The 16,361-nt window shown below is 44.0% G+C and carries 14 protein-coding genes; 6 read left to right on the forward strand and 8 right to left on the reverse strand.

Annotation, left to right across the window (positions count from 1 at the left end; translation table 11 throughout):
* The first annotated feature begins 158 nt into the window (after positions 1 to 158).
* The 4 genes from CH367_RS09530 (at position 159) to CH367_RS09545 (ending at position 4,514) form a co-directional block, all read left to right on the forward strand.
* Positions 159 to 983 (forward strand): hypothetical protein, encoded by an 825-nt coding sequence (locus CH367_RS09530; RefSeq protein WP_100762260.1) that lies wholly within the window; start codon positions 159 to 161, stop codon positions 981 to 983.
* Positions 984 to 1,112: 129 nt separating this feature from the next.
* Positions 1,113 to 2,006 (forward strand): hypothetical protein, encoded by an 894-nt coding sequence (locus CH367_RS09535; RefSeq protein WP_100762261.1) that lies wholly within the window; start codon positions 1,113 to 1,115, stop codon positions 2,004 to 2,006.
* A 237-nt stretch (positions 2,007 to 2,243) separates the two neighbouring features.
* Positions 2,244 to 3,164, forward strand: coding sequence for a lipase family alpha/beta hydrolase (locus tag CH367_RS09540; protein WP_100762387.1), 921 nt, complete (start codon positions 2,244 to 2,246; stop codon positions 3,162 to 3,164).
* Between the two features lie 429 nt (positions 3,165 to 3,593).
* Complete coding sequence (locus CH367_RS09545; RefSeq protein ID WP_100762262.1) at positions 3,594 to 4,514, forward strand: lipase family alpha/beta hydrolase; 921 nt, start codon at positions 3,594 to 3,596, stop codon at positions 4,512 to 4,514.
* Between the two features lie 77 nt (positions 4,515 to 4,591).
* Here the strand turns inward: CH367_RS09545 and CH367_RS09550 are convergent, their stop codons facing one another.
* The 3 genes from CH367_RS09550 to CH367_RS09560 all read right to left on the reverse strand — a co-directional run bounded on the left by CH367_RS09550 (position 4,592) and on the right by CH367_RS09560 (position 9,465).
* A complete protein-coding gene (locus CH367_RS09550) occupies positions 4,592 to 7,711 on the reverse strand; it encodes an efflux RND transporter permease subunit (protein WP_100762263.1) in 3,120 nt (1,039 codons plus the stop codon).
* Entirely contained in the window at positions 7,677 to 8,906 is a 1,230-nt protein-coding gene (locus tag CH367_RS09555) for a TolC family protein (protein ID WP_244284533.1), read from the reverse strand. Before CH367_RS09555 ends, CH367_RS09550 begins: the two co-directional genes overlap by 35 nt.
* Positions 8,907 to 9,081: 175 nt before the next feature.
* Positions 9,082 to 9,465, reverse strand: coding sequence for a hypothetical protein (locus CH367_RS09560; RefSeq protein WP_100762265.1), 384 nt, complete (start codon positions 9,463 to 9,465; stop codon positions 9,082 to 9,084).
* Positions 9,466 to 9,661: 196 nt separating this feature from the next.
* Here CH367_RS09560 and CH367_RS09565 point away from each other — a divergent pair, with 196 nt between their 5' ends.
* On the forward strand, positions 9,662 to 9,898 hold the full coding sequence (locus tag CH367_RS09565) for an aldo/keto reductase (RefSeq protein ID WP_244284534.1): 237 nt from the start codon (positions 9,662 to 9,664) through the stop codon (positions 9,896 to 9,898).
* A gap of 9 nt (positions 9,899 to 9,907) precedes the next feature.
* Here CH367_RS09565 and CH367_RS09570 read toward each other — a convergent pair whose 3' ends face one another.
* Entirely contained in the window at positions 9,908 to 12,142 is a 2,235-nt protein-coding gene (locus CH367_RS09570; RefSeq protein WP_100762267.1) for a carbonic anhydrase, read from the reverse strand.
* 38 nt (positions 12,143 to 12,180) lie between these two features.
* Positions 12,181 to 12,516 carry a hypothetical protein gene (locus CH367_RS09575; protein WP_100762268.1) on the reverse strand — a complete coding sequence of 112 codons (336 nt, stop codon included), beginning with the start codon at positions 12,514 to 12,516 and terminating at the stop codon, positions 12,181 to 12,183.
* A gap of 434 nt (positions 12,517 to 12,950) precedes the next feature.
* Between CH367_RS09575 and CH367_RS09580 the strand changes: the two genes are divergently transcribed.
* On the forward strand, positions 12,951 to 14,096 hold the full coding sequence (locus tag CH367_RS09580) for a DUF1577 domain-containing protein (RefSeq protein ID WP_100762269.1): 1,146 nt from the start codon (positions 12,951 to 12,953) through the stop codon (positions 14,094 to 14,096).
* A 77-nt stretch (positions 14,097 to 14,173) separates the two neighbouring features.
* Here the strand turns inward: CH367_RS09580 and CH367_RS09585 are convergent, their stop codons facing one another.
* From CH367_RS09585 to CH367_RS09595, 3 genes are all read right to left on the reverse strand, one after another.
* Entirely contained in the window at positions 14,174 to 15,181 is a 1,008-nt protein-coding gene (locus CH367_RS09585; protein ID WP_100762270.1) for a hypothetical protein, read from the reverse strand.
* 46 nt (positions 15,182 to 15,227) lie between these two features.
* Positions 15,228 to 15,872: a DedA family protein gene (locus CH367_RS09590; protein ID WP_100762271.1), complete on the reverse strand. Its 645-nt coding sequence runs from the start codon at positions 15,870 to 15,872 to the stop codon at positions 15,228 to 15,230.
* Positions 15,873 to 15,965: 93 nt separating this feature from the next.
* Positions 15,966 to 16,298 (reverse strand): TOBE domain-containing protein, encoded by a 333-nt coding sequence (locus tag CH367_RS09595; protein ID WP_100762272.1) that lies wholly within the window; start codon positions 16,296 to 16,298, stop codon positions 15,966 to 15,968.
* Positions 16,299 to 16,361: the final 63 nt, after the last annotated feature.

Here is a 16,361-nt window from a genome sequence, read left to right on the forward strand (position 1 = left end):
TCTTTATTTATAATTAGCGTTTTTTTAAATAAATTATTTTATTTTGTCCGTTATTTATAAAATTCACTACTTGCACTTGACTTAAAATTAGAAGAGTCAAATCTTTAGAGCGGGAGAAGGTATCTTCTCTCCAAAGAAATGGAGAATAGTGAAAAAAGATGAGAAATTGGAAAACAAAGCGAATGATGGGACTGGCCCTCTGTGTATTTCTTTTTGCGGGAGCTCTTTCCGCTCAAACTTATACCGTGTTCGTTCACGGAAAGTCTGATAAGAATCACAACGGAACCGGAACTGTGGATGTGAATAATTACTGGGGAAGCAGTGTAAATTCTGTTTCAGGAGCTAAGGTATTTGTGGGTTACGACGGAACTTCCGATCCAAGAAGTTACGGAAGCGCGAGAGCGCAAACCAACTTTACCACCGTGGTAAACACGTATTGCAAAGGCTCAAACTCTTGCAAGATCGTTTGTCACAGTGCGGGTTGTTATGTAACCGAGTATTGGCTTGCTAACTTGGGAGCGAGCGCTTCCAGCCGCGGATACAACTTCACAAAAGTTACCGCGCTGGCCGCCGCATCCGGCGGATCCGAACTTGCTTCGGCTCTGAACGGAATCACTTTCGGGTTTGCTGGAAACGCGATGGACAAAGCCCTGATCGTTTCTACTGCGAGAGGAGCATACAATCACAACAACACCGCCGGTGTTACCGTATACCAGGTTCCTGGATATAAGGGAATGATCGGTGCTTCTTTAATTCTTCCCGGTGAGGACGACTACGCGGTTGCTTTTCATTCTTCCTGCGCTTACAACAAGGCGGGCGGCTTAAGTAAATGCCAGTCTTCCCTGACACAAAGCGAAGGAATTTGGCCCTTTAACTCGAATGTAACTTACACTCAGTTTCAGGGACATACAAGAGCTCCTTCAGTTGGAACTTCAGGATTGTATCTCAACCACAGTGAGTTAAAAAACGAAGGCTGGAGATAATCCGCTTTCGATCGATATGCGCAATTCCGCTCCTCTTGAGCGGGGTTGCCCTGATCGGAACGAAAAAGAATTCGCTCCGGTCTGATTCCTTAAAACCCCTCCTCCGATTCGAATGTTCAGTATAATATTATGAAATTTGCAAATACTACCTCATATACAAGTTTTTGCGTTTTTGCGACGATCGCCGCATTCTACTTATCCTCTTGTTCGTTTTTGACGTGGAAGAATTCTTCCCTGTCCCTGGAAAGGGGCTGGTCTTCCTCGGGAAAAGAAATCGTTCAGCTGGAAACCCTCTACCAGGAAAAGGATTCTTGGAACCCGCTTATGGGAACCACTCTCAAAAGAAATTATCATTCTATGATTCGGATTTTCGATCCGATTCAATCTTCTCAACCCGTAAATCAGATTCCGTTTTCCTCATGGATTTTACCCGGTACGGTTTATTATCATTCCGATACGAAGTCGGTTTATTGGATCGGCGGAAAAGACGATGAATACGGAAGTTATTCTCGGATCCCTTCCGGGATCGACCTCGCCAACAAGAAGGAACTGGTTTTGTCTTCTTATCTTGCGCCGGGCCAAGTCGCGATCCAACTGATTCCTTCTCCCGATGGAAATTCTTTGGCGCTTGTGGTCGCGGTTCTCGACAACGATCTCGAATTCCTAAAACCCGAACTTGTATGGTTGAGTAAGAATGGAGATTCTGAATTTAAACCGACTTCAAAAACGAATCTTCCCGAATGGAAGGAGACCCCGGTTCATAAAATCAGATGGTCTTCCAAATCGGACAAAATCTACATTCAAGTTTCTGAATCCGTTTTCTTTCTTACAAACGGAAAGGATCGTTTTGAAAAAGCGAGCGAGTTCCCGGTTTGTTTTACTCCGGCCACCTCCTTTGGTCCGGTGGGAATCAGCCCTTCCGACGAAAGTCCTTCCCCTATGGAAAAAAATCCTCGGAGATCGTTTTCAGATTCTCCAAAGACAACAAACGTCCGGCAAATCCGGGATTGTAGCGGCCGATAAGACCGAAATAGAAATTAGAATTTTAGATGATTCTAATAGATCTTCGTTTCAAGATCCTTGTCGTTTTAAAATTTGCGTGTAGCGCCACCCTTCACATCACGAACGTTCGATATAACAATATATAAACGGAAAATAATTTCCGTATAAGTGCCGTTCGTTTTTATTTTTTACTTGATCGATTCTTCCCTCACGCTACGTTCCACTCGTTTCGAATTGAAAATAAATAAGGTGAAGAAAATGAGAAAAGTGAATTTGAGAATTTTGTTAGCTGTAGCGTTTTTAATAACGAACGTTACGTATGCATCCGGTGGGGGCTCTTCCAGCAAACCTCTTTCCGGCAGTTATCCAATCGTCCTCGCACACGGGACTCTGGGCTGGGGAAACGGCTCCACAATCACAGACTACTGGGGTGGAAATGCCGCTTACTTAAGAAACCAAGGCGCAACCGTATTTACTCCGACGGTTACTTCGCTTGAATCCAGCTCCGCAAGAGCGACTCAACTTAAGACTCAAATCTTAGCGGGACTTGCGGCAAACAATTACACCGGAAAGATCCATCTCATCGGACATTCTCAAGGTGGATTGGATTCCCGTTATATGATCGCAAACCTCGGAATGGGAAGTAAGATCGCTTCCTTAACTACTTTGAACACTCCTCACTACGGAAGCCCGATCGCAAACATCATGTATTCCGTAATTCCAAGTTGGGCGTTGCCTTACGTTTCGACAATCGTTGGATCCGTGGTTCAAGTCGTTCTGGGTCAATCCAATCAAAACGCTTCTGCGGCCTTGAAGATGTTTACTACCGCAAATCTCCAAACGTTTAATGCGAACACTCCGAACAACGGTTCCGTGAAGTATTTCTCTTACGGTTCCACAATTTCAGTTCCGGATCTGATCCAACATCCTCTGATGGGATTGTTGCAACCTATCTGCGCGATCGGTGGACCTTTCTACGGATTGAGCATCGCAAACGACGGTGTGGTTCCTGATTCTTCTCAAAGATGGGGAACTTGGAAAGGTGGACCTTCTATTCCTCTCTTAACTACCGGGATCGATCACTTGGAAGCGCCTAACACGCTTTATCTGGGTCAACTCTGGTATGATTCCAACGCTTATTTCTTGAAAATGGCGTCCAACGCAAAGAGCAATCAATAAGATAGCATTCCAGCATTCGCACTTAAGGAAGAATGTTCGTTGTCCGTAAACGACGACATCGTTCTTCCGAGAGTATACGTAGATCAATTCCTCTGATTTTTCGCGCCCGTGGTTTCCAAAACCACGGGGCGTTCTTTTGGAGAATTCCATCGACGGATTCGTTTCAGAATCCAAAAGTCCCCTCGTAAAAACGATCACGCAACGATTCTGCGACAGGCTCGCACAAAATTTGTCATCGACTAGAAAATATATTCTATTTTTAGAATATACAGCTCCAAGAATATTCTAAATTTATTTTATATAACGGACGTACGTAATCGAATACGTTTTTTAAACAAAATCATGTCGCTTAACAATTTATTCTTGAACACCGTTCGTTCATTTGTATTTTGTTTCTGCGCTCATAAGGAGCGCATGAGGTACATATAAATGAAAAGTGTGATGAGAATATTAAGTGTTTCGCTTGTTTTTCTGTTAACAAGTGTGTTGTCCGCATCCGGCGGTGGTTCTTCCGGGAAAGCTCTTTCGGGAAGTTATCCGATCGTTCTGGCTCACGGCTTGTTCGGTTGGGGAAACAATTCTACCGTGATCGACTATTGGGGTGGAAATGCGGCGTATCTAACGGGTCAAGGCGCGGTCGTTTTAACTCCGTCCGTTACTGCGTTGAACTCCAGTGCAAGCAGAGCTTCTCAATTAAAAACCGCAATCCTCACGGCGATGGCCGCGAACAATTATACCGGGAAGGTTCATATCATCGGACATTCTCAAGGTGGACTGGATGCGCGTTATATGGTTTCCAACCTTTCCATGAGTAGCAAGGTCGCAAGTGTGACCACTCTCAACACTCCTCACCAAGGAAGTCCGATCGCAAACATCGTTTTGGCAGTGATCCCGAGCTGGGCTCTTCCATACGTTTCCACGATCATCGATGCTCTTGCAGGAGTGGTTTACGGAGATTCCAGCCAAAACGCAACCGCCGCTTTAAAATTGCTCACAACCGACGGAGCGAAAACGTTTAACGCTTCTGCGCCGAACGTTTCCGGAGTGAAGTATTTCTCTTACGGTTCAACGATTAGCGTCGCTGATCTGGTTCAACATCCCGCGATGGGTCTTCTGCAACCGATTTGTGCGATCGGCGCTCCTTTCTACGGAATGAGCGTCGCGAACGACGGTGTGGTTCCGGATTCTTCTCAAAGATGGGGAACTTGGAAAGGCGGACCTTCGATCCCGTTGCTTACCACGGGGATCGACCATTTGGAAGCGACAAACGCGCTTTATCTAGGTCAACTCTGGTATGACACAAACGCTTACTTTTTGAAAATGGCGTCCAACGCAAAATCGAATCAGTAATTCGTTTTAAAAAACTTCCCGAGATCGTTTCCGGTTTCGGGAAGTTTCGCAGAACGCAGATTCAACATTAGAATATTCTAATTTTCTGAATTCTTTTCCATCCAATAGTAAAAAACGGGGAGAATCACGAGGGTCAAAATCGTGGACGAAACGATTCCTCCGATAACCACGGTTGCCAACGGCTTCTGCACCTCCGATCCGAGTCCGGAACCGAAGGCCATCGGTATAAAACCGAAAGAAGCAACCAATGCCGTCATGATCACGGGTCGAATTCTGCTCGTCGCTCCTTCAAGCACCGCGTCTCTTACCGAAAGATTTCTATCTTCTCGGATCCTGTGAATCGTATCCAGCTTAACAAGCCCGTTTAAGACAGCGATTCCGGATAACGCGATACATCCTACGAATGCGGAAACGCTCAGGTCCATTCCTCTCAAAAAGAGAAACCAAATCCCTCCCGTCAACGCGAACGGAACACAGAAGAATACGAGCAAGGCTTGTCGAACCGATTTCAGTCCGAGATACAAAACCACAAAGATCATAAGAAACGTCGCGGGGAGAATCACGGATAACTTTTCCTTTGCCTTGGCTAAGTTTTCGATTTGTCCGCCCCAAAAAACCGAATAACCGCTCGGAATATTCATACCCGATATTTTTTCCTTGGCTTCGGAATAAAATCCTTCGAGATCTCTTCCTCGGAGGTTGACGGATACCGCAACGAATCTTCTGGACTTATTCCGGGAGATCGTCATGACCTTGTCTTTTTTTTCGATCGACGCGAGTAGTTTGATCGGAATCATTCCTCCGTCCGCGGTCCCCACTCCTATATCCGATATCTCTGATTCTCTGTTTCTAAAGTCTTCGGAGAGCCAGATTTTAATCGGAAATCGAACCTCTTCCTCGTAATATCCTCCGAGTTCGAATCCGCTCATGGACGCTTCGACCACGCTGTTGAACAACGGAAGAGATACATTATAATATTTTAATTTACTCGGATCGGGAGCTATGTCGATTACGGTGGACTTTCTGAGCGCCATGATCGGATCGAGTTCCACTTCCGCCGCGCCCGGAATCTTGTGTAAGGTTTCCTTCAACGAACCTTGAAGATCCAAAAGAGTGTTTAAATTCTTACCGAGAATTCTTACGCTGATATCCGCCCTGCTTCCCTCGAGAAGTTCGTTGAATCTCGCTTCCAAAGGTTGACTCAGCGTCAACTCGGAACTCGGGAATCGATCTTGAACCTTTTGGTGAATTCGGTTTAAAAAATTCTCCCAATTGTCCGATTTCATCAGGTCGTTCAGAGATTCTTTTTTAAGAATGATGAACGTATCCGCGTTGAACGTTCCCATCGGATCGTTTGCTACGGAACTCGTTCCGATTCTGGAAAAGACACTTTTGACTTCGGGCATTCCCATCAAAAGAATTTCCACCTCCTTTTGTTCCTTCAAACTCTCTTCCGTGCTGATGTCCCCTTCCCGTACGATCACGAGCATCAAGTCCCCTTCCATCAACTTGGGAAGAAAGACCGTTCCCATTCTAAAATAGACAAACAAGGTGAGAATAAAAAACGCCAGAGATCCGAGTATGATCGGTTTCGGTTTGTCGAGAAGGATCGGAAGATAGGTTTCATACAACGTTACTATTCTTCCCTTTTTGATCTTTTCGTTCGCCTTGTGACCGTTTGTCGGAGTTACGAAAAAATACAAAAGAGGAGGAAGAAAGAACACAGCCAACAAAAGACTGAATCCGAGAGCCAACAAAACAGTTTCGGCCATCGGTCTAAACATCTTTCCCGGTATTCCGTCTAATGTTAAGATCGGAACATACACGAGCATAATCACAACGACCCCGAATGAAACGGGTTTTAAAACCTCCAAGGACGCGCTTAGAATCGTTTTGATCTTGTCTTCTTTGCTAAGAATATTTTCCCTTTCGAAGCGAGTCAGAACGTTTTCGGTAATGACGATCGAAGCGTCCACGAGAAGCCCGAAGTCGATCGCTCCCAAACTCATGAGATTCGCGGAGATTCCGAAGATCTTCATAAAGATCGCGGTCAACAACATCGATCCGGGTATGATCATCGCGACGATGATCGAGGCCTTGATGTTGAAGAGAATAAAAAACAAGGTAAGCACGACCAAAATCGCACCTTCGGAAAGGTTTCGAAGTACGGTTCGAATCGTGGAATGAATCAGAAAGGATCTTTCCAGTAAAACCCGAACCTGAACGTCCTCCGGCAGATTCAGATTGGAAACGGCCTTGTTCAAATCCGCGTTGACTTGATAACTGTTTTCTCCGCGCAACATCATCGCGGTTCCCAACACGATCTCTTTTCCTTCGGAACTTGCGCCGCCTAATCGTTGTTTGCCGTGTTCCTTAACCTCCGCGATATCTCCTACTCGTATCGGAGAACCGGTTAACGTTCTTCGTACGGCGACTTCGGAAAGAGAATTCAAATTCTTTTTGATTCCGTATGCGCGAACGATCGCGACCTTTCCGTCGTTTTCGATAAAACCACCGCCGAAACTTTCACCGATCGTGGACAATTCTCCGATCAACTGATCGATCGTGATTCCCCAAGTTTTCATCTTGAAAGGATTCAGATCGATATGAATTTCCTTCTCATATCCTCCGTTGGAATCCACTTCCACAATTCCGGGAACGAGCGCTTTCAACTGAGGACGAACCGTGTAATCCTGAATCGTTCTCAGATAAAGCAAACGATCTTTCTCGGGAAGGGACGCGAGTTTACTTCCGGGTTTCGCCTCGACCGTATAAAAGAAAATTTCACCGAGACCGGTAGTATTCGGTACGATCGTAGGCGCGATCCCTTTAGGAAGTTTTTCCTTTGCGCTTGCGATTCTTTCCAAAACCATACTTCGGGCCTGATAAATATCCGTGTTCTCCTTAAAGATCAAAGATATATTAGATAATCCGAATTTAGATACGGAACGAACATCGATCAGATTCGGCATTCCCATCAACTCCGTTTCGAGAGGAAAGGTGACCACCTTCTCGACTTGTTCGGGATCCAAGGAACCGGTCTTTGCGATCACAATCACTTGTGTGTTGGTGATGTCCGGAACCGCGTCGATCGGAACCTCCTTCAAAGTGAAGAAGGAATAAACGAATAGAGAAAAAACAATTCCCGAGGAGAGAATCGGATTATTTAAGCTGATATTCAAAAGTCTGGACAGCATGTTTAAAAGTTCCTATGATTTCTTTTTCGTTGGTGATATGGAGAAGATTGAGAAGAGCTTCTATATGAGCGATCTGCGCGTCCAAAATCGCGTGATGTGTTTCGTGAAGCTGATTCTCCAATTCGAGATAACTCATCATCAGAATTCTTCCCTTTTTGAACTCGACGTCCGCGTAAATCAGATCGCTTTCGATGTCGTCTAACTTGGAAAGATTGAAGAGTTTAAGATTGATCTTCGATTGTTCGTAATCCAGAAAAGCCTGTTTGAACGCGGTCTTTACAAGATTCTCCTGATGATGAAGAATTCCTTGTTTGGACTTTATATTGACCTCGGCGGCGGAAATCTTATTCTGAAACTGATCCCATACCGGAATTCTAAATTTTAAACCGAAGTCGTAAAATCGGTTGGCAACCCCCGATTTATCCTCGCCTACCTGACTGATGATGGAATAGTCCGGATACTTTTCCAAGTTTGCAAGATTGAGTTCCGTCTTGGCTCGTTCGATTTCTCCCTTTGCCGCCATCAACGTTAGATTTCTTGCGATCGCCTTCGTTTGAAGATCGTTAAAATCAAACTTAACTCCTTCCGAAAAAAACGGAATCCTCAAAGAAGGAACCGCTTCCAACATCAGATACAAGTTCATCGCTTCGTATTGTTTGTTCGCATCCAATTCCAGGTCGTTGAAATGTTTTCTGAGCGCCAAGACCCTTCTTTGAATGATAAAAAGATCCGTCTTCGCCTGAGGAGTGATGAACGGTCTCGCTCGGATATAACTTTCCAAGATCGACAATCTTCTCAAACGTTCCTTAACGTGATTTTTTTTACCCGCAGAAACCAAATAACGATAAGCGAACTTGATCGCGTTGAACCGAATGGAGTTGCTCGCTTCCGCAAGTTGAATCTCCTTGATTCTCGAATCGTTATCCACAAGAAGCTGACGAAGCTCCTTCTTTCCGGGAAAATACACGGGTTGTTCGAATTGAAGCGCATATTCGGAACCGCTTTCGTTCGCGGCGCTTCTTTGTCCGTAATCCAAAGTCAACGAAGGGTTTTGCGTTTTGCCCTGTTGTTTGCGTTGATAAAAAAGAGCTTCCAAATCCGCGTTCAACGAAAGAAGCAGGGGAGAATTTTTTTCCGCCAGACCCACGATGCCTTGTACGTCCAATTGCGAACTCACATCCGCATGAAGTCGCATAACAAAAATCGAAAAAATAAAAATAATAGATAGAGTCGCGCAAATTTTTAGAGCGCGTTTTCGTTTCAATCGCATAAAACCTCCTTAAAACGAAAGATTCACGGAAATCGAAACGGAAAAACCTACGGTTCACCCGAATCGATCACCGGAAAATAAAAGAATTTTGGAGGTATGTTTAGATCAGAAGTCGGATCGTATCGAGGGAGCTTTTAAAGTCCGAAACTTTAACGGTAATTTCAGAAACGAATTCGACCCGTTCTATGGAAATCAAAAATGAAAAGAATACGTTCGCGGAATAAAAATGAGAAGGAAGATAGATCCGTATGAGTTTGGAAAATTGAGAATCTTTTTCGGACAATGCGAGCGAGCCCGGATCCCAATCACAACTCGGAGTTCCCTGAGAATTTTGTTCCTGTTGACAAGGAATCGGATTTGTCGAAACGGAATCGTGTTTTTCAAACTCGGTTTGAAGACAACAGATAGGTCCGCAATTCAAAGTCAAAATGAGAACGGACAACAAAGTGCATCCGATCCAGGTTTTGAAAAATGCGGAACCCATAAGTCCAGCTTACTGTTCCTAAACTCTTGTCAACGGAAAAAGCTTCCTTCTTATACAGATCCTTAAGGGACAAAAACCTTTCGTCGAAAAAGAAAATCATTCTCGTTCTTATTTTTAAAATCTGAGAATTCAGGAAAAATAAAAATAAATCCCAACCGTAATTCCCAATAACAAACCGGAAGCCCATACGTCTTTTTTGAAAAAGGCTTTGATTCTTTTGGAAACCTTGAACGCGATCGCTTCCGAAAAAGGAAAAACGGCCGATCAAATTCTGTATGCTTGGTTTTTCAAACATCCTTCCGGATTGGTTCCCGTTTTAGGAACCAACGATCCGCAAAGAATCCGGTCCGCCGCGGGTGCCTTCGATATCGCGTTCACCACGGAAGAATGGTTCCGCATCTGGGAAGCCGGAGCTGGACGTCCGGTTCCCTAAAAAACGATTTCAACTTTTCGAATGTGTTTCGAACTGATAACGGAAGATATCGTAGTCGTGAAAATCCTTATCGATATCTATGTTTAGGTCGAGAATTTTCCCTTCTTTGATATCGTAAACCCAGCCGTGTAACTGTAGATCGGTTCCCTGACTCCATGCGTTTTGAACGATCGTGGTCATACAAAGATTGTAGACCTGTTCCCTTACGTTGAGTTCGACAAGACGTTCGTGTTTTTCGTCCTCGTCTAAAATTCCGGAAAGTTCCTTACGATTCATTCGATAAACCTGTTTGATGTTTCTCAACCAAGCGTCGATCAAACCGTGATACTTTCCGTCGATCGCGGCTTTAACCCCGCCACAACCGTAATGACCACAAACGACTATATGCCGAACCTTTAATACTTCCACGGAGTATTGAAGAACGGACATCAGATTCATATCCGTATCGACGACAAGGTTCGCGATGTTTCTATGAACGAAAAGTTCGCCCGCGCTTGTTCCGGTCATTTCATTCACGGAAATTCTACTGTCCGAACAAGAGATCAATAGATACTGAGGGGCCTGACCCAATGCAAGATTCTTAAAGTAATCCGGGTCTTTTAGAAGTTTCTCTTCCACCCAAATGCGATTGTTTACAAAAAGCCTTTTGTAATCCTGTTGAGCGACCAAATCGAAAGGTTTGTTCTTGATCTTCTCATACGAAGCGGTCACATCGATGATTTCCAATTTGATGTTACGCGACTCCGCGCTGATCTTGAAATCTTCGATGATCTCCAAAACGTCCGGATCGATGTATTTGGACTTGGAGCCGTCGATGATCAAATGCGCGTTATCCGGAACCTTATCGAGTTTATACAACATACTCGACTTATTCAAAAAGGAAACGTCTTCGGAAAGATCGATTCTTACTTCGACGCCGTATGCCTTGTCCTTTTTGTTGAACTCGTAAGGATTGAGAACGTTTCTTCTCATGATAAAGAAAACCGAAAACAAACAACCGATTCCGATCCCGATGAGAATATCGGAAAAAACGATTCCGATCAAAGTCGCGATAAACGGAAGAAACTGATCGGTTCCTTTTTTAAACTGCGCTTTGAGAATTCTATAATCCGTAAGTTTATAACCGACTACGAGCAAAACCGCCGCAAGAGAAGCCAAAGGAATTTTAGCGATCCAAGTCGGAATCAAAATCAAGGAAAACAAAATCAGCAACCCGTGTAGAAAAGCGGAAAGTTTTGTTCTCGCGCCCGCTTGCAAGTTTGCGGAACTTCGGATGATCACAGAAGTGATCGGAAGACCGCCGAGAATCGCGGAGAATAAATTCCCGGTTCCTTGTGCGATCAGCTCTCGATTTTTGGAGGCAATTCTTCTCTGCGGATCCGATTTTTCGATCGCGTCCAGATTCAAAAGAGTTTCCAAACTCATGACGAGACACATTTTAATCGCGACGATATAGACCGCTTGATTCTTCCATTGGGAGAAACTCGGGAAGTAATCGTCCAAAAACAAATCCTGAAAACCGTTCAATTGAATCGGTTGAATCAAATGTTCCGGGCCTACCGCGATTCCGAAACCGAACACGGTAAGGACTTCGTTTAACAAAACGCTTGCAAGAATGGCCACCAACGAACCATGTATTATAAATTTCTTATGTAATTTCAGTTTTTCCCAAACTAAAATCAAAACCATCGAAACGACGAAAATAACGACCGCCCCCGGCGTAAAACGATAGAACGCGGTCAAAATTTCGGAAAACGTGTTTTCCCTATCTTTCTGGAAAAAATCCATATCCCCTTCGTAATCCATATCGTAACCGATCGCGTGCGGGATCTGTTTTAAAATCAGAACGACTCCGATCGCGGCGAGCATTCCTTTTACGACGGAAGAAGGAAAGAAATTGCTTAAAATCCCCGCTCTCACAAAACCCAAAAGGATTTGAAGAACCGCGGCGATACAAAGCGCGAATAAAAAGTCATTAAAACTTCCTAATGTTCTAATGGAATCGAAAACAATCACGGTAAGACCGGCGGCGGGACCGCTTACCGACAAAGGGGATTTACTGATCAAGGAAACGATCGTTCCGCCCACGATTCCTCCGATTAAACCGGCAATGATCGGAGCGCCCGAAGCGAACGCGATGCCGATACAAAGAGGCAACGCGATTAAAAAGACGACCAAACTGGAAGATAAATCGTGTCTCAGATCGTCCCAAGAGACACGAGGAAAAGAATGAAAGATATTCATGATAACTCCTGCGGGCAAGGCCCGAAAATTTCGAAACGTTAAATCGAAATGCGGAGTTCTGGAGGTGGATTTTCTATTTCGGAAAAATGTTGAATGACGATCCAATCTGAAGAGTCGCCGTAAAATGCGGGTTCCAAATCGTAGTGAAGGGAGAATCCATCGTCTTGAGAAGCGAGATCCTCCAATTTCAGTTCGGCTGATTTTTCCTTTTCGGCTTCCGCTTCGGGAGTTTCGGAAGACTCGTTTGCGGTAGCAACCGGAGAATCGTTCTGAACAAAGCCGTTTGGTTGAATCAAAACAGCCAAACAAACAAGAATCAAAAACGCGCTTAAAAGAACGAAAAGTTTATGCTTACTGTAAGAAAGAAATTTCATAGATTTTCAAATCGGATCGCTCTTTATAAATCCCGTTTCCGGAGAATCGAAGATTATAAAGCCGCCCGTATGAAACTCAAAATCAGAGCGCCTCTACAGGCAAATCAATTCTCGTTATAATTGGATCGAATCTTTTTCTTAGACCGTTTTTGATTCCAGATTTGCCCATTTTTTCAGCAAAGAATCCGTTCGAATTGTATCGGAAGAATGGAATTTTTTCACGAATTCAATATTTGTCCTTCGGCAAGCCCGAAGAAACTTCCACCAAGAGTGCGAAAGAAGGGCAGTAAATTATTTTATGACAATTCTTAGTCTTTTCTCAACATTATAAGAAGCATTATCTTTTTATAATTTGGGTTATCAATTTTTCGTTTACTGAATCATTCCCCGAACGGATGCTCACATAAAAATCCTCCTAAAAGACGCATTACGCAATGGAATATCTGCAGAAAGTGAAACGAGAGATGGACATCATCACATCCATCGAGCAAAAGAATCACGTCATCACGAAGTATTTATTGGAAAAAGAACTCACTTTCAAGATCGATCCTTTCGATCGAAAAGCGGTCATCAAAAAGATTCTCGAGGGCGGTGAAAAAATTCTCGTCCAACTTCCGAACGTGGAAGAATCTCCCGAAGGAAACAACTTCGTTCTGTATATGATTTTAGCTAAGTACATTCAGCTCGAATGTATTCTCCTTCAAAAATTGGAAAAATCGGTTTTTTCTCTTAAGGTGGAAAAGCTCGCGATCGCAAGAAAGAATCGAGACAACCAAAGATTTCCCGTCAAGCCGGGTTCCGTTTATATGACCAATGTGGTTTCTTCGAAGACGATCATCGAAGCCAATATGTTCAACATTCCCACGTTGGTTAAGGTCAACTTCGAGGATTATAAAAATCGACTCAAACAAAGAACCAAGGACATCGTGAGCATCGACACATTCCGTCCCGGTTTGGATCGTAAGTTCGAGATCGTCAAAAAAACTTTCAAATATCTTCTCATCGAAAACACACAAGATCCGAATTCTTACAAAAACAACGGACAGGGAAGAATCAATTACGAAAAGGAAGTGGACGACGATCTATCTTCCTGCATACGGAAATACAAGGATCAAAAAATCGTTTCAGAGTTGATCGTTCCGATCATTTACGTAAACCACGCCGACGAACAAATTCCGATCGGTTACTTTTCGGTTCAGAGCAAGGAACAAGCCCTTACCGAAAAATACGCGCAGGAACTTCAGGTATTGGCAAAGGACATGGTGGAAAGAATCAAAGAATCGAACACCATGAAAACGGCTGAACGATTTCAGATTTTGGAAGCTTCCAAAGGGGGAATCAAAGTAAAAATTGATCACCCTCATCTGATCGAAACCCTTCCGAAACAGGACGGTTTTGTTTTCGATATATTCTTCAGAATGCAGGCGCCTTTTACGGTACACGGTTTGATCCGCTGGTTTACGAAGGACGCAAACAATCATCTCATTCTCGGGATAGAATTGACCGGAAAATCGGATCTACCCGGAGAAAGAGCGAGATACGAGTCGAACATCAACCTTCTGAGCAAAGGCCAACCGTAGCCAAGCGCCGATCCGTAAACGAGCTCGATCTTGCGGTCTGTTAACTTGGCAAAACTACAAACGAATATCAGAATATTCTAAAATTGTGTTTGATACGGGTCCAGATACTTGTGATCCGTTCTCCAAGGCCGCATTCCGTGAAATTCCACGCCGGCGGCCTGTTTCGCGTTGAGAACGATCTCCTTACCCTTGTATCGTATAACGCAACGAACCGTTCCAATATCGCTTTGTTCGATAAATCGGGGGCTTCCATCCGGATCGCGATAGATATAACCCGCGATCTGATCTTTGTCCATTTCCCCTTCCACGGTAATTTCGTAATCGTCGAGACGGGTTTGAAACGAAAGTTTCGGATATTCCACCTTGGTCTTACTTCTCAAAGAACGAAAAAAAGAATGCTGATGAATCGGAACCCCGTCCTTCAAAAGAGTAACAAAGGTCAAAGTGGGCGAAAGAGGTTGAGGACGAACCGTGACAATCTCTAAGGACCAGTTGTCCGAGTCGTTATCAAACTTCGGAACAAAAATCCAAAACAATTCAGCAACACGATTGGTTCCCCAGATATGATTGAAATGTCCATTCGCATTTTGGAATGTGAATTTCTTCTTTGCGAGTTGAATTTCACCCGCGACTTCCGTAAACGGAGAGGAAACGATACTTCTCGTTTTAGGAATCGGAGTTTTTTCCAACCAACGGGGAAGATGACCCGCGGGTTCCAATTTGTGTCTGAATTCCAAATCCCAGGATAAGGTTTCTGATTGGGAAGTTTGAATCGAACCGCGCATGTGATCCGGACCGACGGACGCATCCGGAAATTCGATCGCATTCTCCCCTATCAAAACGTTTTCATAAGGAAAACATTGTGCAATGGTTCTATGATTTTTCGGATTTTTGCGATCGAACAAAGAAGCCCAAAGCGCTCCCGTGGGAAAAAGATCGCGGTTGTTTCTCGGATTCAGAGTGGAATATCTTACCCAAAATGCCTGATCGTTTTCGGGAATGAGAATGGCCGCGAACCAGATTTCGAATCTGGGTTTCACAAAGCTCGCCGCGAATTTGGAAATAAAACTTTCTCTTAAGTTCATCGTTTTGCAACAACCCGAGCGAGCTTTTTTGAATGGGAAAAACTTTTTAAGCTCTGCTCTTTCTTCTTTCCTTTAGATATTCGATCACCGCGGGCAAAACGGATATAATAATAATCGCGAATATTACGATTTTAAAATTCCTTTTTACGAACTCCAGGTTTCCGAAATAATATCCGCCGAGAATGAAAATTGAAATCCAAAGAATTCCACCTATCACATTATATGCAATAAATTTAACGTACGTCATGGTACCGATTCCGGCGACAAAGGGAGCAAAAGTGCGCACGATGGGGATAAATCTCGCGATGATGATGGTTTTTCCGCCGTATGTCTCGTAAAAACTATGGGCCTTTTGTAAGTGTTCCTTTTTGATCAGAGGTATTTTCTCTTTTTCTAATATCTTTTCGCCGGTAAAATTTCCAACGGCATAATTCACCGTATCGCCCAGAATCGCCGCGATGATGAGAAGAATCAAAGTACTTCCCAAATCCAAAGAACCTCTTGCGATAAACGCGCCGACCGCAAAAAGAAGGGAATCTCCGGGAAGAAACGGAGTCACAACCAGACCGGTTTCCGCAAAGATGATCAAGAATAGGATAACGTATGTGCCGCTTTGATACGTTTGAATGATCGTATCCAAATGCGTTTCCAGGTTGAGAAAGAAATCGAGAAAAAACTTAAGGGTTTCCAAAATGCCTCCCCTGCTCGGACGAGCGAGGTTCTATTGTAAATTCAATTTAGGATAGAATTTATCGTCGAGCAGGCAAGTCAAACGCGTAAAAGACTAAAAAAGAAGACGTTCTTTTCCCGGATTATAACGAAATATTTTCGTGGGATAATTCAGTCGTATCGAGTTTGAAGATAAACCGTTACGATCCGGTTTGATTCTCGCGTCGAATTCCACTTCGTCTCCCGCTTTGAGATTCATGGATTGGAATTTTCGGGATAAGTAAAACAACTGGGATTGAATCACCGATTTCCCCGAAATCAAAAGACAAATGTCTTGGAGAAGAATTCTAGACTGTTCCGGATTTTTGTGATGATGCACGGACGCAACCGTGGCACGGAAGCGGGTTCGTTTTCTGGGAAGAATGTGGACCGGACTTTGAGTCATCATTCTACCTCCTAACTTCCGATTTTGTTTCGTAAAAGTACAGCACTTTTCCCGTTCTCTCCGCCA

The organism is Leptospira barantonii (assembly GCF_002811925.1).
Lineage (GTDB): Bacteria > Spirochaetota > Leptospiria > Leptospirales > Leptospiraceae > Leptospira > Leptospira barantonii.

Bases quoted from the DNA above. Each gene is read 5' to 3' on its own strand.
- CH367_RS09530 (WP_100762260.1), top strand. From the start codon at position 159: ATGAGAAATTGGAAAACAAAGCGAATGATGGGACTGGCCCTCTGTGTA.
- CH367_RS09535 (WP_100762261.1), top strand. From the start codon at position 1,113: ATGAAATTTGCAAATACTACCTCATATACAAGTTTTTGCGTTTTTGCG.
- CH367_RS09540 (WP_100762387.1), top strand. From the start codon at position 2,244: ATGAGAAAAGTGAATTTGAGAATTTTGTTAGCTGTAGCGTTTTTAATA.
- CH367_RS09545 (WP_100762262.1), top strand. From the start codon at position 3,594: ATGAAAAGTGTGATGAGAATATTAAGTGTTTCGCTTGTTTTTCTGTTA.
- CH367_RS09550 (WP_100762263.1), bottom strand. From the start codon at position 7,711: ATGCTGTCCAGACTTTTGAATATCAGCTTAAATAATCCGATTCTCTCC.
- CH367_RS09555 (WP_244284533.1), bottom strand. From the start codon at position 8,906: ATGCGACTTCATGCGGATGTGAGTTCGCAATTGGACGTACAAGGCATC.
- CH367_RS09560 (WP_100762265.1), bottom strand. From the start codon at position 9,465: ATGGGTTCCGCATTTTTCAAAACCTGGATCGGATGCACTTTGTTGTCC.
- CH367_RS09570 (WP_100762267.1), bottom strand. From the start codon at position 12,142: ATGAATATCTTTCATTCTTTTCCTCGTGTCTCTTGGGACGATCTGAGA.
- CH367_RS09575 (WP_100762268.1), bottom strand. From the start codon at position 12,516: ATGAAATTTCTTTCTTACAGTAAGCATAAACTTTTCGTTCTTTTAAGC.
- CH367_RS09580 (WP_100762269.1), top strand. From the start codon at position 12,951: ATGGAATATCTGCAGAAAGTGAAACGAGAGATGGACATCATCACATCC.
- CH367_RS09585 (WP_100762270.1), bottom strand. From the start codon at position 15,181: ATGAACTTAAGAGAAAGTTTTATTTCCAAATTCGCGGCGAGCTTTGTG.
- CH367_RS09595 (WP_100762272.1), bottom strand. From the start codon at position 16,298: ATGATGACTCAAAGTCCGGTCCACATTCTTCCCAGAAAACGAACCCGC.